The organism is Streptomyces sp. NPDC017943 (assembly GCF_044328425.1).
Classification (GTDB): Bacteria; Actinomycetota; Actinomycetes; order Streptomycetales; family Streptomycetaceae; genus Streptomyces; species Streptomyces djakartensis_A.
Genome location: NZ_JBIRHH010000005.1, coordinates 553,924 through 577,263, shown reverse-complemented (window position 1 = coordinate 577,263; position 23,340 = coordinate 553,924). Strand labels below are relative to the sequence as shown.

Annotated in this window: 21 protein-coding genes and 1 riboswitch; of the genes, 11 read left to right on the top strand and 10 right to left on the bottom strand. The window is 71.4% G+C overall.

What is annotated here, in order from left to right; all coding sequences use genetic code 11:
• Positions 1-96: 96 nt before the first annotated feature.
• Genes ACH4C6_RS19495 through ACH4C6_RS19480 form a run of 4 tightly spaced genes read left to right on the top strand, consistent with a single transcriptional unit; the run spans position 97 to position 4,531 of the window.
• Positions 97-2,664, top strand: a complete 2,568-nt coding sequence (locus tag ACH4C6_RS19495) for an ATP-binding protein (protein ID WP_398109820.1) — start codon at positions 97-99, stop codon at positions 2,662-2,664.
• Positions 2,661-3,344, top strand: coding sequence for a response regulator (locus ACH4C6_RS19490; protein ID WP_398109819.1), 684 nt, complete (start codon positions 2,661-2,663; stop codon positions 3,342-3,344). Before ACH4C6_RS19495 ends, ACH4C6_RS19490 begins: the two co-directional genes overlap by 4 nt.
• Positions 3,345-3,397: 53 nt before the next feature.
• Positions 3,398-3,796: an OB-fold nucleic acid binding domain-containing protein gene (locus ACH4C6_RS19485; RefSeq protein ID WP_398109818.1), complete on the top strand. Its 399-nt coding sequence runs from the start codon at positions 3,398-3,400 to the stop codon at positions 3,794-3,796.
• A gap of 3 nt (positions 3,797-3,799) precedes the next feature.
• Entirely contained in the window at positions 3,800-4,531 is a 732-nt protein-coding gene (locus tag ACH4C6_RS19480; RefSeq protein WP_398109817.1) for a DUF3159 domain-containing protein, read from the top strand.
• 74 nt (positions 4,532-4,605) lie between these two features.
• On the opposite strand, the gene ACH4C6_RS19475 is transcribed toward ACH4C6_RS19480, so the two are convergent.
• Entirely contained in the window at positions 4,606-5,283 is a 678-nt protein-coding gene (locus tag ACH4C6_RS19475; RefSeq protein WP_398109816.1) for a potassium channel family protein, read from the bottom strand.
• Positions 5,283-5,954 carry a potassium channel family protein gene (locus tag ACH4C6_RS19470; RefSeq protein ID WP_398109815.1) on the bottom strand — a complete coding sequence of 224 codons (672 nt, stop codon included), beginning with the start codon at positions 5,952-5,954 and terminating at the stop codon, positions 5,283-5,285. Before ACH4C6_RS19470 ends, ACH4C6_RS19475 begins: the two co-directional genes overlap by 1 nt.
• A gap of 268 nt (positions 5,955-6,222) precedes the next feature.
• Between ACH4C6_RS19470 and ACH4C6_RS19465 the strand changes: the two genes are divergently transcribed.
• A complete protein-coding gene (locus tag ACH4C6_RS19465; RefSeq protein WP_398109813.1) occupies positions 6,223-7,143 on the top strand; it encodes an adenosine kinase in 921 nt (306 codons plus the stop codon).
• 9 nt (positions 7,144-7,152) lie between these two features.
• Here ACH4C6_RS19465 and ACH4C6_RS19460 read toward each other — a convergent pair whose 3' ends face one another.
• Positions 7,153-7,287, bottom strand: coding sequence for a hypothetical protein (locus ACH4C6_RS19460; RefSeq protein ID WP_398109946.1), 135 nt, complete (start codon positions 7,285-7,287; stop codon positions 7,153-7,155).
• A gap of 181 nt (positions 7,288-7,468) precedes the next feature.
• Here ACH4C6_RS19460 and ACH4C6_RS19455 point away from each other — a divergent pair, with 181 nt between their 5' ends.
• Together ACH4C6_RS19455 and ACH4C6_RS19450 are read left to right on the top strand one after the other, a co-directional pair.
• Complete coding sequence (locus ACH4C6_RS19455; RefSeq protein ID WP_398109812.1) at positions 7,469-9,520, top strand: APC family permease; 2,052 nt, start codon at positions 7,469-7,471, stop codon at positions 9,518-9,520.
• 109 nt (positions 9,521-9,629) lie between these two features.
• A complete protein-coding gene (locus tag ACH4C6_RS19450) occupies positions 9,630-10,958 on the top strand; it encodes a class I SAM-dependent RNA methyltransferase (RefSeq protein WP_398109811.1) in 1,329 nt (442 codons plus the stop codon).
• 81 nt (positions 10,959-11,039) lie between these two features.
• Here the strand turns inward: ACH4C6_RS19450 and ACH4C6_RS19445 are convergent, their stop codons facing one another.
• The 4 genes from ACH4C6_RS19445 to ACH4C6_RS19430 all read right to left on the bottom strand — a co-directional run bounded on the left by ACH4C6_RS19445 (position 11,040) and on the right by ACH4C6_RS19430 (position 14,487).
• Positions 11,040-11,855, bottom strand: a complete 816-nt coding sequence (locus ACH4C6_RS19445) for an ABC transporter ATP-binding protein (protein ID WP_398109810.1) — start codon at positions 11,853-11,855, stop codon at positions 11,040-11,042.
• On the bottom strand, positions 11,852-12,967 hold the full coding sequence (locus ACH4C6_RS19440; RefSeq protein ID WP_398109809.1) for a FecCD family ABC transporter permease: 1,116 nt from the start codon (positions 12,965-12,967) through the stop codon (positions 11,852-11,854). The genes ACH4C6_RS19445 and ACH4C6_RS19440 overlap by 4 nt, the downstream gene beginning before the upstream one ends.
• Entirely contained in the window at positions 12,964-13,998 is a 1,035-nt protein-coding gene (locus tag ACH4C6_RS19435) for an ABC transporter substrate-binding protein (RefSeq protein ID WP_398109808.1), read from the bottom strand. The genes ACH4C6_RS19440 and ACH4C6_RS19435 overlap by 4 nt, the downstream gene beginning before the upstream one ends.
• Positions 13,999-14,048: 50 nt before the next feature.
• A riboswitch (cobalamin riboswitch) is annotated at positions 14,049-14,172 on the bottom strand.
• Positions 14,173-14,265: 93 nt separating this feature from the next.
• Positions 14,266-14,487: a hypothetical protein gene (locus ACH4C6_RS19430; protein ID WP_398109807.1), complete on the bottom strand. Its 222-nt coding sequence runs from the start codon at positions 14,485-14,487 to the stop codon at positions 14,266-14,268.
• Between the two features lie 250 nt (positions 14,488-14,737).
• Here ACH4C6_RS19430 and kdpF point away from each other — a divergent pair, with 250 nt between their 5' ends.
• From kdpF to ACH4C6_RS19410, 4 genes are read left to right on the top strand one after another with little or no spacing between them, the layout of a single operon-like run.
• The gene (gene kdpF / locus ACH4C6_RS19425; RefSeq protein WP_037722934.1) at positions 14,738-14,827 is read left to right on the top strand and encodes a K(+)-transporting ATPase subunit F; all 90 of its coding nucleotides are present in this window, start codon (positions 14,738-14,740) and stop codon (positions 14,825-14,827) included.
• 8 nt (positions 14,828-14,835) lie between these two features.
• Positions 14,836-16,497 (top strand): potassium-transporting ATPase subunit KdpA, encoded by a 1,662-nt coding sequence (gene kdpA / locus ACH4C6_RS19420; RefSeq protein ID WP_398109806.1) that lies wholly within the window; start codon positions 14,836-14,838, stop codon positions 16,495-16,497.
• Positions 16,497-18,620 (top strand): potassium-transporting ATPase subunit KdpB, encoded by a 2,124-nt coding sequence (kdpB, locus tag ACH4C6_RS19415; protein ID WP_398109805.1) that lies wholly within the window; start codon positions 16,497-16,499, stop codon positions 18,618-18,620. The genes kdpA and kdpB overlap by 1 nt, the downstream gene beginning before the upstream one ends.
• Before the next feature lie 4 nt (positions 18,621-18,624).
• Positions 18,625-19,293 carry a potassium-transporting ATPase subunit C gene (locus tag ACH4C6_RS19410; RefSeq protein ID WP_398109804.1) on the top strand — a complete coding sequence of 223 codons (669 nt, stop codon included), beginning with the start codon at positions 18,625-18,627 and terminating at the stop codon, positions 19,291-19,293.
• Between the two features lie 39 nt (positions 19,294-19,332).
• Here the strand turns inward: ACH4C6_RS19410 and ACH4C6_RS19405 are convergent, their stop codons facing one another.
• From ACH4C6_RS19405 to ACH4C6_RS19395, 3 genes are all read right to left on the bottom strand, one after another.
• A complete protein-coding gene (locus ACH4C6_RS19405; protein WP_398109803.1) occupies positions 19,333-19,692 on the bottom strand; it encodes an STAS domain-containing protein in 360 nt (119 codons plus the stop codon).
• An 8-nt stretch (positions 19,693-19,700) separates the two neighbouring features.
• Positions 19,701-21,206, bottom strand: a complete 1,506-nt coding sequence (locus ACH4C6_RS19400; RefSeq protein WP_398109802.1) for a PP2C family protein-serine/threonine phosphatase — start codon at positions 21,204-21,206, stop codon at positions 19,701-19,703.
• A gap of 239 nt (positions 21,207-21,445) precedes the next feature.
• Positions 21,446-23,290 carry a thiamine pyrophosphate-requiring protein gene (locus tag ACH4C6_RS19395; RefSeq protein ID WP_398109801.1) on the bottom strand — a complete coding sequence of 615 codons (1,845 nt, stop codon included), beginning with the start codon at positions 23,288-23,290 and terminating at the stop codon, positions 21,446-21,448.
• Between the last annotated feature and the right edge of the window lie 50 nt (positions 23,291-23,340).

Sequence of the window (23,340 nt, the reverse complement as noted above, 5' to 3'; positions counted from 1 at the left end):
AGGACGGCACCGACGACGTGCCCGGCACCGCCGCGGGGCCCCCGGTGGCCGTAGGGTCGACGCTGCGAAAGCAGCAGACCGGAAGACAATGAGGCCATGGCACGCGGCAAGCTCCGTATCCACCTCGGTGCGGCACCGGGCGTCGGCAAGACGTACGCGATGCTCTCCGAGGCGCACCGCCGGGTGGAGCGGGGCACCGACTGCGTGGTCGCCTTCGTCGAGCACCACGACCGCCCCCGCACCGAGGCCCTGCTCCACGGGCTGGAGCAGGTGCCTCGCCGGGAGCTGGAGCACCGGGGCGGGCTCTTCCCCGAGATGGACCTCGACGCGGTCCTCGCCCGCCGCCCCGGCGTCGCCCTGGTGGACGAACTCGCCCACACCAACGTCCCCGGCTCCCGCCACGCCAAGCGCTGGCAGGACGTGGAGGAACTCCTCGCCGCCGGGATCGACGTCGTGTCGACCGTCAACATCCAGCATCTGGAGTCCCTCGGCGACGTCGTCGAGTCGATCACCGGGGTGCGGCAGCAGGAGACCGTGCCGGACGAGGTGGTCCGCCGGGCCGACCAGATCGAGCTGGTCGACATGTCGCCGGAGGCGCTGCGGCGCCGGATGGCGCACGGCAACATCTACCGGCCCGACAAGGTCGACGCCGCCCTGTCCAACTACTTCCGGCCCGGCAACCTCACCGCGCTGCGCGAGCTGGCGCTGCTGTGGGTGGCCGACCGGGTGGACGCCCACCTGACGCGGTACCGCAGCGAGCAGGGGGTGTCGCGGATCTGGGGCTCGCGCGAGCGGATCGTGGTCGGCCTGACGGGCGGCCCCGAGGGCCGGACCCTGATCCGCCGGGCCGCGCGGCTGGCCGAGAAGGGGGCCGGCGGCGAGGTGCTCGCCGTCTACATAGCCCGCAGCGACGGGCTGACCTCCGCCTCGCCGAAGGAACTGGCGCTGCAGCGGACCCTGGCCGAAGACCTGGGCGGAACGTTCCACCACGTCGTCGGCGACGACATACCGGCCGCGCTGCTCGCCTTCGCCCGCGGGGTGAACGCCACCCAGATCGTGCTCGGCTCCTCACGCCGCAAGGCCTGGCAGTACGTCTTCGGGCCCGGTGTCGGGGCGACCGTCGCCCGCGAATCCGGACCCGACCTGGACGTGCACATCGTCACCCACGGCGAGATCGCCAAGGGCCGCGGGCTCCCGGTCGCCCGGGGGGCGCGCCTCGGGCGGTCCCGGCGGATGTGGGGCTGGCTCGTCGGCGTCGCCGGGCCGCCGCTCCTGGCGGCCCTGCTCAGCGCCGTCGACCTCGGCCTCGCCAACGACATGCTGCTGTTCCTGGCGCTGACCGTGGCGGCGGCCCTGCTCGGCGGCCTGCTCCCCGCACTCGCCTCGGCGGCCGTGGGCTCCCTGCTGCTCAACTACTTCTACACACCGCCCCTGCACCGGTGGACCATCTCCGACCCGAAGAACATCGTCGCCATCGTGATCTTCGTGGCGGTCGGGGCGGCGGTCGCCTCCGTGGTCGACCTCGCAGCCCGCCGCACCCATCAGGCGGCCCGGCTGCGGGCGGAGTCCGAGATCCTGTCGTTCCTCGCGGGCAACGTGCTGCGCGGCGAGACCGGCCTGGAGGAACTGCTGGAACGGGTCCGGGAGACCTTCGGCATGGACTCCGCGGCCCTGCTGGAACGGGCCGGTGACATCGAGCCCTGGACCTGCGCCGCACGCGTCGGCCGCGGGCGCCCCGTCGGACGGCCCGACCAGGCTGACGTGGACGTGCCGGTCGGGGAGCACATGGCCCTGGCCCTCACCGGGCGCGTCCTGCCCGCCGAGGACCGCAGGGTGCTGGCGGCCTTCGCCGCCCAGGCCGCCGTGGTCCTGGACCGCAGCCGGCTCCAGGAGGAGGCCGACCGGGCCCGCACGCTGGCCGAGGGGAACCGCATCCGCACGGCCCTGCTCGCCGCGGTCAGCCACGATCTGCGCACCCCGCTCGCCGGGATCAAGGCCGCCGTGACCTCGCTGCGCTCGGAGGACGTCGACTGGTCCGAGGAGGACCGCGCGGAGCTGCTGGAGGGCATCGAGGAGGGCGCCGACCGCCTCGACCACCTCGTGGGCAACCTGCTCGACATGTCCCGCCTCCAGACCGGCACCGTCACCCCGCTCATCCGCGAGATCGACCTGGACGAGGTGGTGCCGGTGGCGCTGGGCGGCGTGCCCGAGGGCAGCGCCGTGCTGGACGTCCCCGAGACGCTGCCCATGGTCGCCGTCGACCCCGGACTGCTGGAACGGGCGGTGGCCAACCTCGTCGAGAACGCGGTCAAGTACGCCCCGCCCGGCACGCCCGTGCTGGTCGCCGCCAGCGCGCTCGCCGACCGGGTCGAGGTGCGGGTCGTCGACCGGGGGCCGGGTGTGCCCGACGCGGCCAAGGACCGCATCTTCGAGCCCTTCCAGCGCTACGGCGACGCCCCGCGCGGGGCCGGCGTGGGACTCGGCCTGGCGGTGGCGCGCGGCTTCGCCGAGGCCATGGGCGGCACGCTGAGCGCCGAGGACACCCCCGGCGGCGGACTGACCATGGTCCTCACCCTCCGCGCGGCGCGCTCCCGCCCCTCACCGCTTCTCGCGGACGGCCCCTGGCGGGGCCCCGCGGCAGACTCCGAAAGGCAGGCCTCATGACCCGCGTCCTGGTGGTCGACGACGAGCCGCAGATCGTGCGCGCACTCGTGATCAACCTGAAGGCACGCAGCTACGAGGTCGACGCGGCCCACGACGGTGCCACCGCCCTCCGGCTCGCGGCCGCACGCCACCCCGACGTGGTCGTCCTGGACCTCGGGCTGCCGGACATGGACGGCGTCGACGTGATCCGGGGGCTGCGCGGCTGGACCCGGGTGCCGATCCTGGTGCTGTCCGCCCGGCACTCCTCCGACGAGAAGGTGCAGGCGCTGGACGCGGGCGCCGACGACTACGTCACCAAGCCGTTCGGGATGGACGAGCTGCTGGCCCGGCTGCGGGCCGCCGTGCGCCGGGCCGAGCCCGGCCGCGACGGGGAGGCCGACGTGCTCGTGGACACCGGCGAGTTCACCGTCGACCTGGCCGCGAAGAAGGTCAACCGCGCGGGCAGGGACGTACGGCTGACGCCCACGGAGTGGCACCTGCTGGAGGTCCTCGTGCGCAACGGCGGCCGCCTGGTCGGGCAGAAGCAGCTGCTGCAGGAGGTGTGGGGGCCGTCGTACGGGACGGAGACCAACTACCTGCGCGTGTACATGGCGCAGCTGCGCCGCAAACTGGAGGCCGACCCCTCCCACCCGAAGCACTTCATCACGGAGCCCGGGATGGGGTACCGGTTCGAGAAATAGGGGCCTCACCACACGGGTACGGAGTTGGCGGCGGGCCCCGGTACGCTTCAGATATGAGTGCTGTTCCTCGTTCCGAGAAGCCGGCGGGCCGGTTCCGGCGCATGCTCGACCGGCTCTCCTCGTCGCAGGAGGACCTGGAGTCGGAGGAGCTGCGGGAGGACACCGAGACCACCGGCTGCATCCGGATCGGAGACTGCCAGGACCGCGAGATAGTCACGGTTACTGGTACCTTGCGCACGGTCACCCTGCGGCCGCGGGCCGGAGTCCCGGCGCTGGAGGCCGAGCTGTTCGACGGCACGGCCGCCCTGGACGTGGTGTGGCTCGGCAGGCGCTCCATCGTGGGGATAGAGCCGGGGCGCAAGCTGATCGCGTCGGGCCGGATCTCGATGAGCCGGGGCCGCCGGGTGCTGTTCAACCCCAAGTACGAACTGAGACCCCTCGGACGGGAGTAGCCGGTGACGTCGCTCGACAAGCCGACCGAAGAGAACGCCGCGCACGACGCCCGGGCGGTGACCGAGGCCGCCCTGTTCGAGGCCTTCGGCGGCGTGCGGGGCATGGTCGAGACGGTGCTGCCCGGCCTGCTGTTCGTCACCATCTACACGATCAACAAGGACCTGCACCTGTCCGCGATCGCGGCGCTCGCGGTGTCGGTGGTGCTGGTCGCGGTCCGCCTGGTGATGAAGGACACCGTCAAGCACGCCTTCAGCGGTGTCTTCGGCGTGGCCTTCGGTGTCGTCTTCGCGATGATGACCGGCAACGCCAAGGACTTCTACCTGCCCGGCATGCTGTACACGCTGGGTCTGGGGCTGGCCTACATCGTCACGACCCTGTGCGGGGTGCCGCTGATCGGGCTGATCCTGGGACCGGTCTTCAAGGAGAACCTGTCCTGGCGCACGCGCAACCCCGGCCGCAAGAAGGCGTACGCGAAGGCCAGTTACGCCTGGGGCGCGATCCTGCTCGCCAAGTGCGCGATCCTCTTCCCGCTGTACTGGTGGGCCGACACCACGCAGCTGGGCTGGGTCCTGGTCGCCCTGAAGATCCCGCCCTTCCTGCTCGCCGTGTGGCTGACCTGGGTCTTCCTGGCCAAGGCGCCGGCGCCGATCGACGTGTTCGCCGAGATGGAGGCCGAGGAGAAGGCCGCCGAGGAGCGGGAGCGGCAGGCCGCCGCCCGGTCCGCCGAGCAGTGAGCCCCCGGACCTGACGAAGGAGGGGCGCCCCCGGCCGGGGGCGCCCCTCCTTCGTCAGGTCCACCGGGCGGGTGTCAGCCCGCCGCGCTGTCCCGGCGCACCGACAGCAGGTCCTCCAGCTGCTCCTCGCGGGCCTGGGCCGCGACGAAGAGGAGCTCGTCGCCCGCCTCCAGGGAGTCCTCCCGGGTGGGGGTCAGGACGCGGGTGCCGCGGATGATCGTCACCAGGGACGTGTCCTCGGGCCACTGGACGTCGCCGACCTGCGTGCCGGCCAGGGCCGACTCCTCCGGCAGGGTCAGTTCCACCAGGTTGGCGTCACCGTGGCTGAAGCGGAGCAGACGGACCAGGTCGCCGACGCTCACCGCCTCCTCGACCAGGGCCGACATCAGACGCGGGGTGGAGACGGCGACGTCCACGCCCCACGACTCGTTGAACAGCCACTCGTTCTTGGGGTTGTTCACCCGGGCGACGACGCGCGGGACGCCGTACTCGGTCTTGGCCAGCAGGGACACGACCAGGTTGACCTTGTCGTCGCCGGTCGCGGCGATGACCACGTTGCAGCGCTGGAGCGCGGCCTCGTCCAGGGACGTGATCTCACAGGCGTCGGCGAGCAGCCACTCCGCCTGGGGGACGCGCTCGACCGAGATGGCGGTCGGCGCCTTGTCGATGAGCAGGACCTCGTGGCCGTTCTCCAGCAGTTCGCCCGCGATCGAACGGCCGACCGCGCCGGCTCCGGCAATGGCGACCCTCATCAGTGACCGCCCTCCTCGTCGGGACCCTTGGCGAACGCCGCCTCGACCTTGTCGACCTCGTCGGTGCGCATCATCACGTGCACCAGGTCACCCTCCTGCAGCACGGTCTGCGAGCTGGGCAGGACCGCCTCGCCGAGCCGGGTCAGGAACGCCACGCGCACACCGGTCTCCTCCTGGATGCGGCTGATCTTGTGCCCGACCCAGGCCGTGGAGGTGTGCACCTCGGCGAGCTGGACCCCGCCGGTGGGGTCGCGCCACAGCGGCTCGGCCCCGGAGGGCAGCAGCCGGCGCAGCATCTGGTCGGCCGTCCAGCGGACCGTCGCGACGGTGGGGATGCCCAGGCGCTGGTAGACCTCGGCGCGGCGGGGGTCGTAGATGCGGGCGGCCACGTTCTCGATGCCGAACATCTCACGGGCCACGCGCGCGGCGATGATGTTGGAGTTGTCACCGCTGGAGACGGCGGCGAAGGCACCGGCCTCCTCGATGCCCGCCTCGCGCAGGGTGTCCTGGTCGAAGCCGACGCCGGTGACGCGGCGGCCGCCGAAGCCCGAGCCCAGCCGGCGGAAGGCGGTGGGGTCCTGGTCGACCACGGCGACCGTGTGCCCCTGTTGCTCGAGGTTCTGGGCCAGAGCGGAACCCACCCTTCCGCAACCCATGATGACAATATGCATCGCGTCACACCGTGCTTCCTGCAGGCCCTCTGACCTTCATGAATGTCGTGCTCATGTCTCTCTTTCGGCTCGCCAGGCATCACGTCGCGGCCTGCGTGCGGGCCGCCAGGCAACATCATGCCGGTGGAATCACGCCATGATGCCCTCCGGGGCCGGTGCGGTGTTCGACCGTCCGACCGTCCGGCTCCAACGTATCGGCAAAGCGCGGGGGGTTGCCGACGGGCCCGCGAGGGCTCCGGCGGACCCCGGGACCGGGGAGAGGGCCCTCATGGACCACGAGATCGACGTACTGGTGCTGGGCGGAGCGGGCGTGGACACCATCGTCCACGTGCCCGAACTGCCCGTGCCCTTCGCGGACAGCCACATGATCCGCCCGGGCATCGTCACCCGGGCCGGACAGAGCGGGGACTTCGTCGCCCTCGCGACCAGCGCGCTGGGCCTGCGCACGCACCACCTCGACCTGCTCGGCGACGACCCCGAGGGCGACCTGGTCCGCGCACTGCACCGCGACCGGGCCGTCCCGCTCACCGCCGTCCACCAGCCGCTCGGCACCAAGCGCGCCGTCAACCTCGTCGGTCCCGACGGCCGCCGGACGTCCCTGTACGACGCCACGCGCTCCGCCGACTCCGACCGGCTGCCCGAGACCCTGGTGCGCGACCTGGCCGCGTCCGCCCGGCACGCCCACGTCGTCATCGCCCAGCCGTGCGCCCACGCGCTGCCCCTCCTGCGCGAGACGGGCGTCACGATCTCCACCGACCTGCACGACTGGAACGGCGCCGACCCCTACCACGAGACCTTCGCCCACCAGGCCGACCTGGTCTTCCTGTCCGCCGCGGCACTGGACGACCCGCAGCGCACCATGCGCTCGATCGCCGAACGGGGACGGGCCCGCGTCGTCGTCGCCACCGCCGGGGCCGACGGGGCGTACCTCCTGGCCGACGGGGAGCCGGCCCACGTGCCCGCCGCCCGGCCTCCGGCCCCCGTCGTCGACTCCAACGGCGCGGGCGACGCCTTCGCGGCCGCGTTCCTGCACGCCTGGCTGAACGGCGAACCGCCGCGCCGCTGCGCCCTGCACGGCACCGTGGCGGGCGCCTACGCGTGCACGGTCCCGGCGACCCGCGCGGACAGCATCGGTCTCACGGAACTGCGGGCCGGGGTGGCCGAACAGGAACGGCTGCGGGGCCGCTGAGACCCCGGGTCACGGCATGCCACCGCCGCGCATGTCCGGCGAGCCGTTCTTGCGCCGGCTGATGCTCCGCACGCTCGCCACCGTGAGGATTCCGAGGACGAGCAGTGTGGCCGCTGCGCCGATCAGTTCTGCGGTCGGGTGCATGGGACCTCCGGGGGCGGGGCGGCCGGGCGTGGACGGGGCCTAGTCATATAGGCATGGGAAGCGGGTGACCTGCGTAATCCCCAGCCGCACCAGCCTCTGATTTCACTCGGAGAGCAGAGGGAACGCCGATGGGGGGTGGCGGGTGGGCACCCCCGCAATCGAACGCTTACGATCCTCTGTTGTGTCCAAACTGACCGACGTGCCCAAACGGCTCCTGATCGGGCGCGCCCTGCGCAGTGACCGGCTCGGGGAAACGCTCCTGCCGAAGCGCATCGCACTCCCCGTCTTCGCCTCCGACCCGCTGTCCTCCGTGGCGTACGCGCCCGGCGAGGTCCTGCTGGTCCTGTCGATCGCGGGCGTCACGGCGTACCACTTCAGCCCCTGGATCGCCGTCGCGGTCGTCGTGCTGATGTTCACCGTGGTGGCCTCGTACCGGCAGAACGTGCATGCCTACCCCAGCGGCGGCGGCGACTACGAGGTGGCGACCACCAACCTCGGCCCCAAGGCCGGCCTGACCGTCGCCAGCGCGCTGCTCGTCGACTACGTCCTCACCGTCGCCGTGTCGATCTCCTCCGGCATCGAGAACCTCGGCTCGGCGATCCCGTTCGTCGTCGAGCACAAGGTGCTGTGCGCGATCGGCGTGATCGTGCTGCTGACGCTGATGAACCTGCGCGGCGTGAAGGAGTCGGGCTCGCTGTTCGCGATCCCGACCTACGTCTTCGTCTTCGGCGTCTTCACGATGATCGCCTGGGGCGCCTTCCGCGGGCTGGTCCTGGACGACACGATGCGGGCGCCGACCGCGGACTACGTCATCAAGCCCGAGCACGGAGGCCTCGCGGGGTTCGCCCTGGTCTTCCTGCTGCTGCGGGCCTTCTCCTCCGGCTGCGCCGCGCTCACCGGCGTGGAGGCCATCTCCAACGGCGTCCCCGCCTTCCGCAAGCCCAAGTCCAGGAACGCCGCGACCACCCTCGCCATGATGGGCCTGCTGGCCGTCACCATGTTCTGCGGCATCATCGCGCTGGCCGCGGCGACCGACGTGCGCATGGCCGAGAACCCGGCCAAGGACCTCGTCCACAACGGTGTCCCGCTCGGCCCCGACTACGTGCAGAACCCGGTGATCTCCCAGGTCGCCGAGGCCGTCTTCGGCAAGGGCAGCTTCCTGTTCGTCGTCCTGGCCGCCGCCACCGCGCTGGTGCTGTTCCTCGCGGCCAACACCGCCTACAACGGCTTCCCGCTGCTCGGCTCGATCCTCGCCCAGGACCGTTACCTGCCGCGCCAGCTGCACACCCGCGGCGACCGCCTGGCCTTCTCCAACGGCATCGTGCTCCTCGCCGGTGCCGCCGGACTCCTGGTGGGCATCTACGGGGCGGACTCCACGCGCCTGATCCAGCTGTACATCGTCGGCGTGTTCGTGTCCTTCACGCTCAGCCAGATCGGCATGGTCCGGCACTGGAACCGGCACCTGGCCACCGAGAAGGACCAGGCCAAGCGCCGCCACATGATCCGCTCGCGCGCGATCAACACCTTCGGCGCCTTCTTCACCGGCCTCGTGCTCGTCGTCGTCCTGCTCACCAAGTTCACCCACGGCGCCTGGGTCGCCCTGCTCGGCATGGTGATCTTCTACGCGACGATGACGGCCATCCGCAAGCACTACGACCGGGTCGCCGCCGAGATCGCGGCCCCCGAGGGCCCGAGCGACGACAGCGTCCGGCCCTCCCGCGTCCACTCGGTCGTACTGATCTCCAAGATCCACCGCCCGACGTTGCGCGCCCTGGCCTACGCCAAGCTGATGCGCTCGGACAGCCTGGAGGCCCTGAGCGTCAACGTCGACCCGGCCGAGACCAAGGCCCTCCAGGAGGAGTGGAACCGGCGCGGCATCGACGTGCCCCTGAAGGTCCTGGACTCGCCCTACCGCGAGATCACACGGCCGGTCATCGAGTACGTCAAGAGCCTGCGCAAGGAGTCCCCGCGCGACGCGGTGTCCGTGATCATCCCCGAGTACGTCGTGGGCCACTGGTACGAGCACCTGCTGCACAACCAGAGCGCCCTGCGGCTGAAGGGCCGGCTGCTGTTCACGCCGGGGATCATGGTCACCTCGGTGCCCTACCAGCTGCAGTCCTCCGAGGCGGCCAAGCGGCGCGCCCGCAGGCAGCAGAACTGGAACGCGCCCGGCTCGGTGCGCCGGGGCCCCGCCCAGGTGCGGTCGAAGGAGACCACCGAGCACAAGCCGTGAGCCGACGGCTCGTGTGAAGCGGCGGGCGGCAGCCACGTAGACTGGTGGGCTGTCGTCCGGCCGCTTCCGTGCGGCCCGTCCCCCTCACGCGTTATGGAGTCACCCCGCCATGCAGGCAGAACCGAGGAAGTCGCTGGTGGGGGAGGAGTACGAGGTCGAGGTCGGCCCCGTCGCCCACGGCGGTCACTGCATCGCCCGCACCTCCGAGGGGCAGGTGCTGTTCGTCCGGCACGCGCTGCCCGGCGAGCGGGTCGTGGCCCGGGTGACGGAGGGCGAGCAGGGCGCGCGCTTCCTGCGCGCCGACGCCGTGCGGGTGCTGGACGCCTCCAAGGACCGCATCGACGAGCCCTGCCCCTTCGCCGGGCCCGGCCGCTGCGGCGGCTGCGACTGGCAGCACGCCAAGCCCGGCGCGCAGCGCCGCCTGAAGGCCGACGTCGTCGCCGAGCAGCTGAAGCACCTGGCCGGGCTCACCCCCGAGGAGGCCGGCTGGGACGGCACGGTGCTGCCCGCCGAGGGCGACAAGGTGCCGGCCGGCCAGGTCCCGGCGTGGCGCACCCGCGTCCAGTACGCCGTCACCGCCGACGGCCGGGCGGGCCTGCGCCGGCACCGCTCCCACGAGGTGGAGCCGATCGACCACTGCATGATCGCCGCGGAGGGTGTCAGCGAGCTGGGCATCGAGAAGCGGGTCTGGACGGGCATGGACTCCGTCGAGGCGATCGCCGCGACGGGCTCCCAGGACCGCCAGGTGATCCTCACGCCGAAGCCGGGCGCGCGGCTGCCGCTGGTCGAGCTCGACCGCCCGGTCTCCGTCCTGCGCGTCGACGAGCGCTCGGGCGGCGTCCACCGGGTGCACGGCCGTCCCTTCGTCCGCGAGCGTGCGGACGGCCGGACGCACCGCGTGGGCAACGGCGGATTCTGGCAGGTCCACCCGAAGGCGGCCGACACCCTCGTGACGGCGGTCATGCAGGGCCTGCTGCCGCGCAAGGGCGACATGGCCCTCGACCTCTACTGCGGCGTCGGCCTCTTCGCCGGCGCGCTCGCCGACCGGGTCGGCGACCAGGGCGCGGTGCTGGGCATCGAGTCCGGCAAGCGCGCGGTGGAGGACGCGCGGCACAACCTGGCCGACTTCGAGCGGGTGCGCATCGAGCAGGGCAAGGTCGAGTCGGTCCTGCCGCGCACGGGGATCTCGGAGGTCGACCTGATCGTCCTCGACCCGCCGCGGGCCGGCGCGGGCCGCAAGACGGTCCAGCACCTGTCGGCGCTGGGCGCCCGCAGGATCGCCTACGTGGCGTGCGACCCGGCGGCGCTGGCGCGGGACCTGGCGTACTTCGGCGAGGGCGGCTACCGGGTGCGCACGCTGCGGGCGTTCGACCTGTTCCCGATGACGCATCACGTGGAGTGCGTGGCGATCCTGGAGCCGGCGGGCAAGAGGGGCTGACCTGCCTTCCGGTTGCCGAGTTTCGGGCGGACCTCCCCACCCTCGGGCGGGCGGGGAGGCCGGTTCCATGGCGGCATGCCCTCAACCGCCAGCGCAGCGGGCCGGTGAGGGGGCGGAGTGCGGTTCGCCGGGAAGGAAGGTCACCTGCGGTGCGCCCGACCGGGGGTGGATGGTGACCTCGGCCGTCACGCCGTAGACCTCGGCGAGCAGTTCGGATGTGAGGACGCCGGCGGGTGGGCCCGAGGCGATGACCCTGCCGCCGCACAGCACGTACAGGCGGTCGCAGTAGTACGCGGCCAGGTTGAGGTCGTGCAGGGCGACCAGGACCGTCGCGGGCAGCCGGCGCAGGGTGCCGAGGACGTCCAACTGATGCCGGATGTCGAGGTGGTTGGTCGGTTCGTCCAGGACGAGGAGGGACGGTCGCTGGGCGAGGGCGCGGGCGATGAGGACGCGTTGGCGTTCGCCGCCGGAGAGCCGGTCGAAGGGGCGTTCGGCCAGGGTTGCGGCGTCGACCGCGGCGAGGGCCGAATCGATCAGGTCGCCGTCCTCAGGGGTGTCACCGTCCAGCAGCCGCTTGTGCGGGGTACGGCCCATGGCGACGACCTCACGCACCGTCAGGTCGAAGTCGGCGGCCGAGTCCTGGACCACCGCGGCCACCGTCCGGGCCAGCCGGCGCACGGGCAGGGACCAGGCGTCCGTGCCGTCGACGGCGACGCGGCCGGTGGCGGGGCGCAGGACGCGGTAGACGGTGCGCAGCAGGCTGGACTTGCCGCTGCCGTTCGGTCCGACCAGGCCGATGACCTTGCCGGGGCGTGCGGTCAGGGAGGCTTCCTCGACCAGGCGGTGCGCGCCGGCGGTGAGGGTGACCGTGTCGATGACGAGCTCGGTGCCGGTCATGGTGCTCCTCGGTCGGTGCTCCGACGGGCGTCGCGGCGCATCAGCCACAGGAAGAAGGGCCCGCCGCACAGGGCGGTGAGCACTCCGACGGGGATCTCCATGGGCGCGGCGACCACGCGGGCGGCGATGTCGGCCCAGATGAGGAAGACCGCACCGCCGAGTGCGGCCGTCGGCAGAACGCGGCGGTGGTCGCCGCCGACGACGAGACGGACGATGTGGGGCAGCATCAGGCCGACGAAGCCGATCGGTCCGCAGGCCGCGACCAGGACGCCGGTGACGAGGGAGAGCAGGACGAACATACGGGCGCGGAAGCGTGCCACGTCCAGCCCCATCGTGGTCGCCGCCTCCTCACCGGCGAGCAGCAGGTTCAGGTTGCGGGCCTGCACCATGAGCACGCCGACGCCCAGCAGTAGGGCGGTGCTGGGAAGCCAGAGTGCGTCCCAGTCGACGCCGCCCAGGCCGCCGAGGGTCCAGGCGAGGACCGCTCGGGCCTCGTTGCCCCGGTCGGTGGTGAGCAGCAGCAGGTTCAGTACGGCGGTGAGGACGGCGGCGACGGCCACACCGGACAGCACCAGCCGGGTCGAGGTGATCCGGCCGCCGGTGCGGGCGCTGGCGTAGACGAGCAGCAGTGCGCCGAGGGCGCCCGCGAACGCGGCGGCCGACAGCGACGCCGCCCCGAACAGGGCCACACCGAACACGATCACCACGACGGCGCCAAGGGACGCCCCGGAGGAGACGCCGAGCAGGTAGGGCTCGGCGAGCGGGTTGCGGATCAGGGCCTGCAGGGCGGTTCCCACGACCGCCAGCCCGGCACCGGCCACGGCGCCGAGGAGGACGCGGGGCGCGCGGACGTCCAGCACGATGGTCTCCCGCGCCCGCGACCAGTCCGGTTCCCCCCAGTCGGCGCCCAGGGCGTGCGTCACGATGCCCCACACCTGGCCGGGCGGTACCTGGACCGACCCGATGGCCAGACCGGCGGTGGCGGAGATCGCCAGGAGGACGGCCAGGACGAGGAGGGTGACGGGGAGACCGGCCCGGCCGTCCCGCCCGTCGCCCTGGCGCCGTTTTCGCACGGCGCGCTCGGTACCGGTCTCGACGACCGGGGCCGTCACGCGAAGCTCTCGGGGTGGATGCCGCGGGCCAGGTCCTCGACCGCGTACGCCGAGCGGATGCCGACCAGCGTCGCGGTCAGTGGCAGGACGACGAACCGCTTGTTCCTGATCGCGGGCACGTCCTCGAGGGCGGGTTGGGAGAGCAGGAACTTCTTCTTCTGCGCGACGCTCCCTGCGCCGGCGTAGTCGTAGATCGCGATGACCTCCGGTTTGCGCTCGACGACCTGCTCCCAGGAGACGTCGCCGAAGACGTCGTCGAGGTCGGCGAAGACGTTCTTGCCGCCGGCCAGCCGGATCAGTTCGGTGCCCAGGCTCTTGCCGCCCGCGGTGAAGGCGGACTTGTCGCCGCTGTCGTACACGAAGACGGGGACAGCGGGCTCGCCCTCGACCTTGGCGGCGGCTTTGCCGACGCGGCCCGTGAGGTCGGCGACCAGCTTGTCGGCCCGGTCCGGGACGCCGAAGATCCTGCCGATCGTGCGGATCTCGTCGTAGGTGTCCTTCATCGTCACCCGCTTCTTGCCGCAGTACTCGCGGTTGAGGTGGGTGTCGATGCCGGCGTCGGCGAACGCCTTGCGGGAACGGCCCTCGTTCTCGGCGAAGGCGCTGCCGTAGCCGCCGTAGACCAGGTCGGGCTCGGCGTCCAGGACCGTCTCGAACGACGGTTCCTTCTCAGCCAGTTCCGGGATCTCCTCGTAGTCCTTCTTCAGCTCTGGCAGCACGGCCGAGTCGGGAAAGGCGGTGCCGACCATGTGGTCCCCGAGGCCGAGGGCGAGCATGAGTTCCGCCGGGTGCTGGTGGATGGTGACGACGCGGGAGGGCGGTTTGTCGTACGTCGTCTTCACGCCGCAGTTGTCGACGGTGACGGGGAAGCCCGTGGACGACGCGGCCGTGGCTTTCGCGTCCTCGGTGGTGTCCTGCGACGAGCCGCAGCCGGCGGTCAGCAGGGCCGCGCACAGGGCGGCGGCCGCGGCCGTGGCACGCCGGGCGTAGTGCCTTCGGGCAGGCGGGAACAGCGGGGGACGGTCGTGCACGTGAAGCCTCCTGCGGAGTCCGCGCTCCTCGGATCGGGCCCGCGACAGGGCAGTCTCCTGACTCCCGGATCGACGCTCCCCCTTGCCTTCCCGCGCGGTGCGCAGTGGCGTCTTCAGGGGTGCACTCCCCGGTCACAGTGGCGGGACCGTGCCGGATTCGCACCGGCTTCCTGTCTCCCGTCGCGGCGATGACCCGCTGATCCTACGATCCGCCCAGCTCGCGTCAAAAGGGCGCGTATATCGGCGCGTACGCCCCCACGCCCTCCGTCATGCCTCGCGGACCGCTCGCAGCACCAGCCGCTCGGCGTTCTCGTCGTAGGGGCGGCCGTCGAAACCACCGAAGATCTCCACCTGGCCGAACCCCGCCTCCTCGGCCATGCGCCGTAGCTCGACCGCGCTGTACACGAACCACACCAGGGTCGTCCGCGTCACCCGCTCACCCCGGAGGAGAGCCCAGTCGCTGCGCAGCCGTGCCCAGCCGTCCAGCACGCTGTCCGTTCCACCGTGAGCCCGCTCACCCCTCGGACTGTGCGCCGTCAGGGTTCCGTCAAAGCCGGAGGTCTCGCCGTCAGGGAGCCGTCAACGACCGGTCTGATCCGGCCACGGATGCGCTTTTCTCGTGCTGTCCGTTCAACCGAACCTCACCTCAGGAGTTCGCGATGGCCGATCTGGCCTTCGTCGTCACCACGATCGCGGTGTTCGCGCTGGTGGCTCTTGTCGCCAAGGGGGTGACGAAGCTGTGACCGCCGAGAACATCGTCGGCCTCGTCGTGGCCGTCTCCCTGCTGGGCTATCTCGTCCTCGCCCTGATCTTCCCGGAGAGGTTCTGAGACAAGCGATGGGTCCCGTACTCGCGGGCGTGCTCCAGCTGCTGGCTCTCATAGCGGCGCTCGCGCTCGTCCACAAGCCCCTCGGCGCCTATATGGCCAAGGTCTACACCTCCGACAAGCACCGGCGCGTCGAGAAGTGGATCTACAAGGGCATCGGTGCCGACCCCGACACGCAGATGCGCTGGCCCGCGTACCTGCGCGGCGTGCTCGCCTTCTCGGCCGTCGGCGTCCTGTTCCTCTACCTGCTCCAGCGTCTGCAGGGCCATCTGCCGGGCTCGCTGGGCTTCGCCGCCATCGACCCGGACCAGGCGTTCAACACCGCCGCGTCGTTCGTGAGCAACACGAACTGGCAGTCGTACTACGGCGAGCAGGCCATGGGCCACGTCGTGCAGACCGCCGGTCTGGCCGTGCAGAACTTCGTCTCGGCCGCCGTCGGCATGGCCGTCGCGGTGGCACTGGTGCGCGGGTTCGCGCGCTCGCGCACCGGTGAACTCGGCAACTTCTGGGCCGACCTGGTGCGCGGTGTCGTCCGTGTCCTGGTCCCGATCGCCGTGGTCGGCGCGCTCGTGCTCGTCGCGTGCGGTGTGATCCAGAACTTCTCCGGCATCCACGAGGTCGGCCAGTTCATGGGCGGCACGCAGCAGTGGAACGGCGGTGCGGTCGCCTCGCAGGAGGTCATCAAGGAGCTGGGCACCAACGGTGGCGGCTACTTCAACGCCAACTCCGCCCACCCCTTCGAGAACCCCACCCCCTTCACCAACCTGTTCGAGATCTTCCTGATCCTGCTGATCCCGTTCTCGATCACGCGGACCTTCGGCCTGATGGTCGGCTCGGTCAAGCAGGGCTACGCGATCCTCGCCACCATGGCCACCATCTGGGTCGGCTTCGTCGCGCTCATGATGTGGACCGAGTTCGCCCACCGCGGCACGGCCTTCGAGCTGGCCGGCGGGGCGATGGAGGGCAAGGAGGTCCGCTTCGGCATCGGCGGCTCGTCGATCTTCGCAGTGTCGACCACGCTGACCTCGACCGGTGCGGTGGACTCCTTCCACTCCTCCTTCACCGGCCTGGGCGGAGGCATCACCATGCTCGGCATGATGCTGGGCGAGATCGCACCCGGCGGTGCCGGCTCCGGCCTCTACGGCATGCTGATCATGGCGATCATCGCGGTGTTCATCGCCGGCCTGATGGTCGGCCGCACGCCCGAGTACCTCGGCAAGAAGATCGGCTCCCGCGAGATCAAGCTGGCGGCCTGCTACATCCTGGTCACTCCGGCGCTGGTGCTCGTCCTCACGGCCTTCGCGATGGCGCTGCCGACCCCGGCGCACTCGATGACCAACAGCGGGGCACACGGGTTCTCCGAGATCCTCTACGCCTACACGTCCGGCGCCAACAACAACGGCTCGGCGTTCGCGGGCCTGAACGCGGACACGCAGTGGTTCAACACCACGATCGGTCTCGCGATGCTGCTCGGCCGTTTCCTGCCGATGGTGTTCGTGCTGGCGCTGGCCGGCTCGCTCGCCGAGCAGAAACCGGTCCCGGAGACCGCGGGCACCCTGCGCACCGACAAGCCGCTGTACACCGGGCTGCTGGTCGGCGCCATCATCATCATCACCGGTTTGACGTACTTCCCGGCCCTCGCGCTGGGTCCGCTGGCCGAAGGGCTGGCGTGATGACCACCGACGTGAAGAAGCAGGACTCCATGTCCACTCCCACCCTCGCGCCCCACCGGGACGCACCCACCGGGCACAAGGCCCCCGAGGGCCGCGTGGGCGCGGGCCTCTTCGACCCCGGGCAGCTGGTCAGGTCGCTGCCGGACGCCTTCCGCAAGTTGGACCCGCGGGTGATGGTCAAGTCCCCCGTGATGTTCGTGGTGTGGATCGGGTCCGTGCTGACCACGGTCTTCTCCTTCACGGACCCGGGCGACTGGTTCGGCTGGACGATCAGCGCCTGGCTGTGGCTGACGGTGATCTTCGCCAACCTCGCGGAGGCCGTCGCCGAGGGCCGCGGCAAGGCCCAGGCCGACACCCTGCGCAAGGCCAGGACCGACACGGTCGCGCGCCGCCTCGTGGACGGCTGCGAGCAGAGTGTGCCCGGCACCGGGCTGAGGATCGGCGACCTGGTCGTCTGCGAGGCAGGTGACGTCATCCCCGGCGACGGGGACGTCGTCGAGGGCGTCGCCTCGGTCGACGAGTCGGCGATCACCGGCGAGTCCGCGCCCGTCATCCGCGAGTCGGGCGGTGACCGCTCGGCGGTCACCGGCGGCACCAGGGTCCTCTCCGACCGCATCGTCATCAAGATCACGACCAGGCCCGGTGAGACCTTCATCGACCGGATGATCAACCTGGTCGAGGGCGCGGCCCGGCAGAAGACGCCGAACGAGATCGCGCTCAACATCCTGCTGGCCTCGCTCACCGTCGTCTTCCTGCTCGCCTGTGCCACGTTGCCGCCGCTGGCGGACTTCGCGGGCACGCACCTGACGATGGTCGTGCTGGTCGCCCTGCTGGTCTGTCTGATCCCGACCACGATCGGCGCCCTGCTCTCCGCAATCGGCATCGCGGGCATGGACCGGCTGGTGCAGCGCAACGTGCTCGCCATGTCCGGGCGGGCGGTCGAGGCCGCCGGCGACGTCTCCACCCTGCTGCTGGACAAGACCGGCACCATCACCCTGGGCAACCGGCAGGCCGCCGAGTTCGTGCCGGTGCGGGGCGCGACCGAGGCACAGGTCGCCGACGCGGCGCAGCTGTCGTCGCTGGCCGACGAGACGCCCGAAGGGCGCTCCATCGTGGTCCTCGCCAAGGAGGAATACGGCCTGCGCGAGCGGCACCAGGGCGAGCTGGTGGGTGCCGAGTGGATCGCCTTCACCGCCCAGACCCGGATGTCGGGTGTCGACGCCGACGGGCGCAGGATCCGCAAGGGCGCGGCCGGTTCGGTCGTCGCCTGGGTCGAGGAGCGGGGTGGCACGGTGGCCGACGACGCCGAGGAGATCGCCCAGCACATCTCCGAGGCGGGCGGTACGCCGCTGCTGGTCGCTGTCGAGGACCAGCGCGGGGCCCGGATCCTGGGCGTCATCCACCTCAAGGACGTCGTCAAGCACGGAATGCGGGAGCGGTTCGAGGAACTGCGCCGCATGGGCATCAAGACCGTCATGATCACGGGTGACAACCCCCTCACCGCCAAGGCGATCGCCGAGGAGGCCGGCGTCGACGACTTCCTCGCGGAAGCCACCCCCGAGGACAAGATGGCCCTCATCAAGCGTGAGCAGGCCGCAGGCAAGCTCGTTGCCATGACCGGCGACGGCACCAACGACGCACCCGCGCTCGCCCAGGCGGACGTCGGCGTGGCCATGAACACCGGCACGTCGGCCGCCAAGGAGGCCGGCAACATGGTCGACCTCGACTCCAACCCCACCAAGCTCATCGAGATCGTGGGGATCGGCAAGCAACTCCTCATCACCCGGGGAGCGTTGACGACGTTCTCCATCGCCAACGACGTGGCGAAGTACTTCGCGATCATCCCGGCGCTGTTCGCCGCCGTCTATCCCGGCCTGGACAAGCTCAACATCATGGGCCTGTCCTCGCCCGACTCCGCGATCCTGTCCGCGGTGATCTTCAACGCGCTCGTCATCGTCGCCCTGGTACCGCTGTCCCTCAAGGGTGTGCAGTACCGGCCGGTCAGCGCCGACAAGCTGCTCCGGCGCAACCTGACGATCTACGGCCTCGGCGGACTGGGCGCACCCTTCATAGGCATCAAGATCATCGACCTCCTCATCTCCCTCATCCCCGGGATCGGCTAAGGCCATGAACAACTCCGTCACGAACACCGCCCGGCTGGTCGGGGCGGGCCTGCGCGCCCTCCTCGTGCTGACCCTGGTGACCGGCGTCCTCTACCCGCTGGTCGTCACCGGCATCGCGCAGGGGCTGTTCCCCGACAAGGCGAACGGCTCCGAGATCAAGGCGGACGGCAAGGTCGTCGGCTCCTCCCTCATCGGGCAGGCCTACCACCTGCCGCTGAAGAAGGGCCAGGAGACCCCGGCACCGGACCTGAAGTGGTTCCAGGGCCGCCCGCAGAACGGCCTGGGCACCAACAGCGTCAACACCCGGTACCAGCTCATCCTGTCCGGCGCGACCAACCGGTCCGGGGACAACGAACAGCTCATCCCATGGGTGAAGGACGCCAGGGCCGCCGTCGTCAAGGACAACTCCACGGGCACCTACCGGGTCAAGCCGTCCCAGGTCCCCGCAGACGCGGTCACCTCCTCCGGCTCCGGGCTGGACCCGAACATCTCCCCGCAGTACGCCGGCCTCCAGGTCCACCGGGTCGCCGAGAGGAACGGTCTGCCCGTCGCCGAGGTGCGCAAGCTCGTGGACGAGCACACCGAGGGCCGCACCCTCGGCTTCATGGGCGAGCCGCGGGTGAACGTCCTCGGGCTCAACGTCGCCCTCGAGGAACTCGTGGCGAAGAACTGACGGCGTCTGTCGCAGGCCGTGCGCTGCACCCCGGTCGGGTCAGTGGCCCCGCAGCATGGCGGTGACCGCTTCGGCGGCGGTGGCGTGGACCGGCAGGACCGCGTCGACGCCGGTGAGGACGAGCATCCGCATCAGGCGGTCGGGGACGTCGGCGAGGGCGATCCCACCCCCCACCGCCTGGGCGGCGTGCCAGAGGCCGATGAGCGCGCTCAGACCGGCGGAGTCGCAGAAGCCGACCTGCGACATGTCCAGTACCAGATGCGGGCATCCCTGTTCGAGGACTCCCGACGCCTCGCGACGCAGGGTGTCCGCGGTGCGGGTGTCCACGTCGCCGACCACCGTGGCGATCGCGAGGCCGGGACGGGGGTGCTGGACGGTCAGGTGCAGCGTGTCGGTCACGTCGGTCGTCACTCCTGGCCGAAGTGGTCGGGCGGGGCAGCGGTGTGGGCGGTGGCGGCGACACCGCTGTCGGGTGTGGTGGGGGAGTGGGGGACGGACAGGGCCAGCAGAGCCACGTCGTCGCGGGCTCCGTCGGGCAGCGAGGCCAGCAACGTGATGCTGTCCTCGACCAGGGAGTTGGCGGTGACGAGGCCGGTGCGCTGGTGGAGGAAGCCGGCCAGGCCGTCCTCACCGAGCAGGGCGCCTTCGGTGGTGCGGGCCTCGATCAGCCCGTCGGTGTAGAGGAACAGGCTCTCGCCGGCCGTCAGGGAGAACGTGGTCTGGGCGAAGGGCGCCTGGGGAAACGCGCCGACGAGCATCCCGCCCTGGGGGCGCACGGTCCGCACCCAGACGGCGCCGCTGTCGTCGGGGCGCACGTGGTAGGCCGGCGGGTGGCCGCCGGTGGCCACGGTGACGGTGAAGCCGCCGTCCTGCCGGGGCTCCAGGAGGCCGAAGAGGACGGTGCAGAAGCGGCGGCCGGCCGTGACGTCGGTGAGCAGCACGGTGTTGAGGGCGCTCAGCACCGTGACGGGATCGGCGTCGATCTGGGCCGCGGCCCGCAGGGCGTGGCGGGCGAGGGCGGTGACGGTCGCCGCCTCGGGCCCCTTGCCGCACACGTCACCGAGGAAGAACGCCCACCGTTCGCCGTCGAGGGGGAAGACGTCGTAGAAGTCGCCGCCCACGTCGTGGACCGAGGCGGTGCGGTAGTGGCAGGCCAGTTCCAGGCCCGGCACCACGGGAAGGGCCGGGGGCAGCAGGGTGCGCTGGAGGGTGGAGGCGAAGGCGGCTATGGCGGCCTTGTCCTGCTCCGCCTTCTCCCGCGCCGCCCGTTCCGCTTCGGCCCGCGCCCGTTCCGCTTCGGCCCGCGCCCGTTCCGCCTCGGCATGCCGCTTCTCCGCCTCCCGGCGGGCCTGCTCGTCGCGCAGGGCGCGCAGCGCCGACAGCCGCAGCTCCATCTCGTCCAGCACGATCGCGGCGAGATCGGCCAGGGTGGCGGTGTCCTCCTCGGTGATCGAGCGCGGCCGGGTGTCGAGGACGTTGACGGTGCCCAGCCGGTGCCCCTCGGGGGTGACGATCGGTGCGGCGGCGTAGAAGCGCACCCCCATCTCCCCGGCGACCAGCGGATTGTCCGCCGCGACGGGGTCCTTGAGCGTGTCGGGGATGACCATCGCGTCGTCGCGCAGGATCGCCGAGCCGCACAGGCCCGGATCACGACCGATCTCCGCGACACCCTCCAGGCCGTGGGCGGCCTTGAACCAGATGCGATCGGTGTCCACGATCGTGACGGTCGCCACCGGCACGTCGAAGAGCCGGGCGGCCAGTGCCGCCACTCGGTCGAACGCCCCGTCGGGGGGAGTGTCGAGGATGTCGTAGCGCCGCACCGCCGCTATACGGGCCGACTCCACATCGGGGTCGGGAACCAGCTCGGGGCGGCGCCCGGGAGCCGGGTCGGTGGCCGATGCCTGCTGCATCATCGGCTTTCCTCTCCGTCGATGGGCTGCCGCTGGGGACGGCATGAACCGCCGCAGCCTAGATCGGCCACAGGCCCGAACACCAATCTCGCCGTCGGCTCGGCACCGGATCGGCGTCACAGGCAGGGCCTGGCGGGCAGGTGGAGCCGAGCCCCGTCACATCCGCCGCCGTGGCCTCGACCAGCACCAGGGTCGTCGCGTCCCAGGCCAGGGTGGCGTCACCGCCTTGGGCGCCCCACGGGTCACGTGTCCTCTCCGGTGCTGTCGTGCTTGCCGGCGCCGGGGCGGTCGGCGCGGTGCCGGCTGCCGGGGAGCATCTCCTGCACCTTGGCCTTCAGCCCCTGCTTCACCATGGAGCCGCGGTCGCTGTCGCCCTTGAGGATCGCGGTGGCCGCCGCCTCGATCTGGTCCAGCGAGGCGTGCGGCGGGATCGGCGGCACGGCCGGGTCGGTACGGAAGTCGATGACGAACGGCCGGTCCGCGGCCAGGGCCCGGTCCCAGGCGGCCTCGACCTGCTTGGGCTTCTCCACCCGCACCCCGTCCAGCCCCATGCGCTGGGCGATGTCGGCGTAGGGCAGGTCGGGGATGGCTTGCGACTCCTCGAACTGGGGAGCCCCGGACATGGCGCGCATCTCCCAGGTGACCTGGTTGAGGTCGCCGTTGTTCAGCACGGCCACGATCAGCCGCGGGTCGGACCACTCGCGGTAGTACTTCGCGGCGGTGACCATCTCCATCATGCCGTTCATCTGCATGGCGCCGTCGCCGACCAGGGCGATGGCGGGCCGGTCGGGGTGGGCGAACTTGGCCCCGATCGCGTACGGCACGCCGGGGCCCATGGTGGCCAGGGTCCCGGACAGGGAGCCGCGCATGCGGCCGCGCAGCCGCAGGTGACGGGCGTACCAGTTGGCGGCCGAGCCGGAGTCCGCGCTCAGGATCGCGTCGTCGGGCAGCTTGCCGTCCAGGGCGTGGACGACGTACTCCGGGTTGACGGGGTCGGCGCTGACGGCGGCGCGGCGCTGCATGACCTCCCACCAGCGGGCGACGTCCTTCTCGATCTTCTTTCGCCAGGTCCGGTCCTGCTTGCGGTGCAGCCGGGGCAGCAGCCGCCGGAGCGTCTCCCGGGCGTCGCCGACGAGGTTGACCTCGTTCGGGTAGCGCAGACCGATCATGAACGGGTCGATGTCGATCTGCACGGCACGCGCCTGGTCCAGTTCCGGCATGAACTGCGTGTACGGGAAGCTGGAGCCGATCATCAGCAGGGTGTCGCAGTCCTGCATCAGCTCGTAGGAGGGGCGGGTGCCCAGCAGTCCGATGGAGCCGGTCACGTAGGGCAGGTCGTCGGGCAGGGCGTCCTTGCCGAGCAGGGCCTTGGCCACGCCGGCGCCGAGCACGTCCGCCAGCCGCTCGACCTCCTCGCGGGCGCCGCGGGCCCCCTGCCCGATGAGCACCGCGACCTTCTCGCCGGCGTTCAGCACGTCGGCGGCGCGCTGGAGGTCCTCGTCGGCCGGGACCGGCGCGTAGCGTCCCAGCCCCAGGCTGGAGGGCACCATCTTGAAGGCGTGCGTGGGCGGGCTGTAGTCCAGCTCCTGCACGTCTGCGGGCAGGATGATCGCCGTCACGGTGCGCTTGGCGTAGGCGGTGCGGAACGCGCGGTCGATCAGGTTCGGAAGCTGCTCGGGCACCGTCGCCGTCTCGCAGAAGTCGGAGGCGACGTCCTTGTAGAGGCTCGCGAGATCCACTTCCTGCTGGTAGGAGCCGCCCATGGCGCTGCGGTTGGTCTGGCCCACCAGCGCCACGACGGGAACGTGGTCGAGCTTGGCGTCGTAGAGCCCGTTCAGCAGGTGGATGGCGCCGGGGCCGGAGGTGGCCGCGCACACTCCTACCTTGCCGGAGAACTTCGCATAGCCGACGGCCTGGAACGCGGCCATCTCCTCATGCCGTGCCTGGACGAACTTCGGCTGGTTGTCCGCCCGCCCCCAGGCCGCCAGCAGACCGTTGATGCCGTCGCCCGCGTAGGCGAAGACGTGGTCGACATCCCACTCGCGCAGCCGCTGGAGGATGTAGTCGGACACCTTGGTGCTGGCCATGCAAGCTCCGTTCCGATCCCGTCGGTGAACCACTGTCCCCGGCGTCCGGA

Excerpts from the sequence above, each read along its gene's own strand:
- ACH4C6_RS19465 (WP_398109813.1), top strand. The coding sequence starts at position 6,223 with ATGGACCACGAGATCGACGTACTGGTGCTGGGCGGAGCGGGCGTGGAC.
- ACH4C6_RS19395 (WP_398109801.1), bottom strand. The coding sequence starts at position 23,290 with ATGGCCAGCACCAAGGTGTCCGACTACATCCTCCAGCGGCTGCGCGAG.
- ACH4C6_RS19490 (WP_398109819.1), top strand. The coding sequence starts at position 2,661 with ATGACCCGCGTCCTGGTGGTCGACGACGAGCCGCAGATCGTGCGCGCA.
- ACH4C6_RS19460 (WP_398109946.1), bottom strand. The coding sequence starts at position 7,287 with ATGCACCCGACCGCAGAACTGATCGGCGCAGCGGCCACACTGCTCGTC.
- ACH4C6_RS19450 (WP_398109811.1), top strand. The coding sequence starts at position 9,630 with ATGCAGGCAGAACCGAGGAAGTCGCTGGTGGGGGAGGAGTACGAGGTC.
- ACH4C6_RS19445 (WP_398109810.1), bottom strand. The coding sequence starts at position 11,855 with ATGACCGGCACCGAGCTCGTCATCGACACGGTCACCCTCACCGCCGGC.
- ACH4C6_RS19485 (WP_398109818.1), top strand. The coding sequence starts at position 3,398 with ATGAGTGCTGTTCCTCGTTCCGAGAAGCCGGCGGGCCGGTTCCGGCGC.
- ACH4C6_RS19495 (WP_398109820.1), top strand. The coding sequence starts at position 97 with ATGGCACGCGGCAAGCTCCGTATCCACCTCGGTGCGGCACCGGGCGTC.
- kdpB (WP_398109805.1), top strand. The coding sequence starts at position 16,497 with ATGACCACCGACGTGAAGAAGCAGGACTCCATGTCCACTCCCACCCTC.
- ACH4C6_RS19410 (WP_398109804.1), top strand. The coding sequence starts at position 18,625 with ATGAACAACTCCGTCACGAACACCGCCCGGCTGGTCGGGGCGGGCCTG.
- ACH4C6_RS19470 (WP_398109815.1), bottom strand. The coding sequence starts at position 5,954 with ATGCATATTGTCATCATGGGTTGCGGAAGGGTGGGTTCCGCTCTGGCC.
- ACH4C6_RS19400 (WP_398109802.1), bottom strand. The coding sequence starts at position 21,206 with ATGATGCAGCAGGCATCGGCCACCGACCCGGCTCCCGGGCGCCGCCCC.
- ACH4C6_RS19475 (WP_398109816.1), bottom strand. The coding sequence starts at position 5,283 with ATGAGGGTCGCCATTGCCGGAGCCGGCGCGGTCGGCCGTTCGATCGCG.
- kdpA (WP_398109806.1), top strand. The coding sequence starts at position 14,836 with ATGGGTCCCGTACTCGCGGGCGTGCTCCAGCTGCTGGCTCTCATAGCG.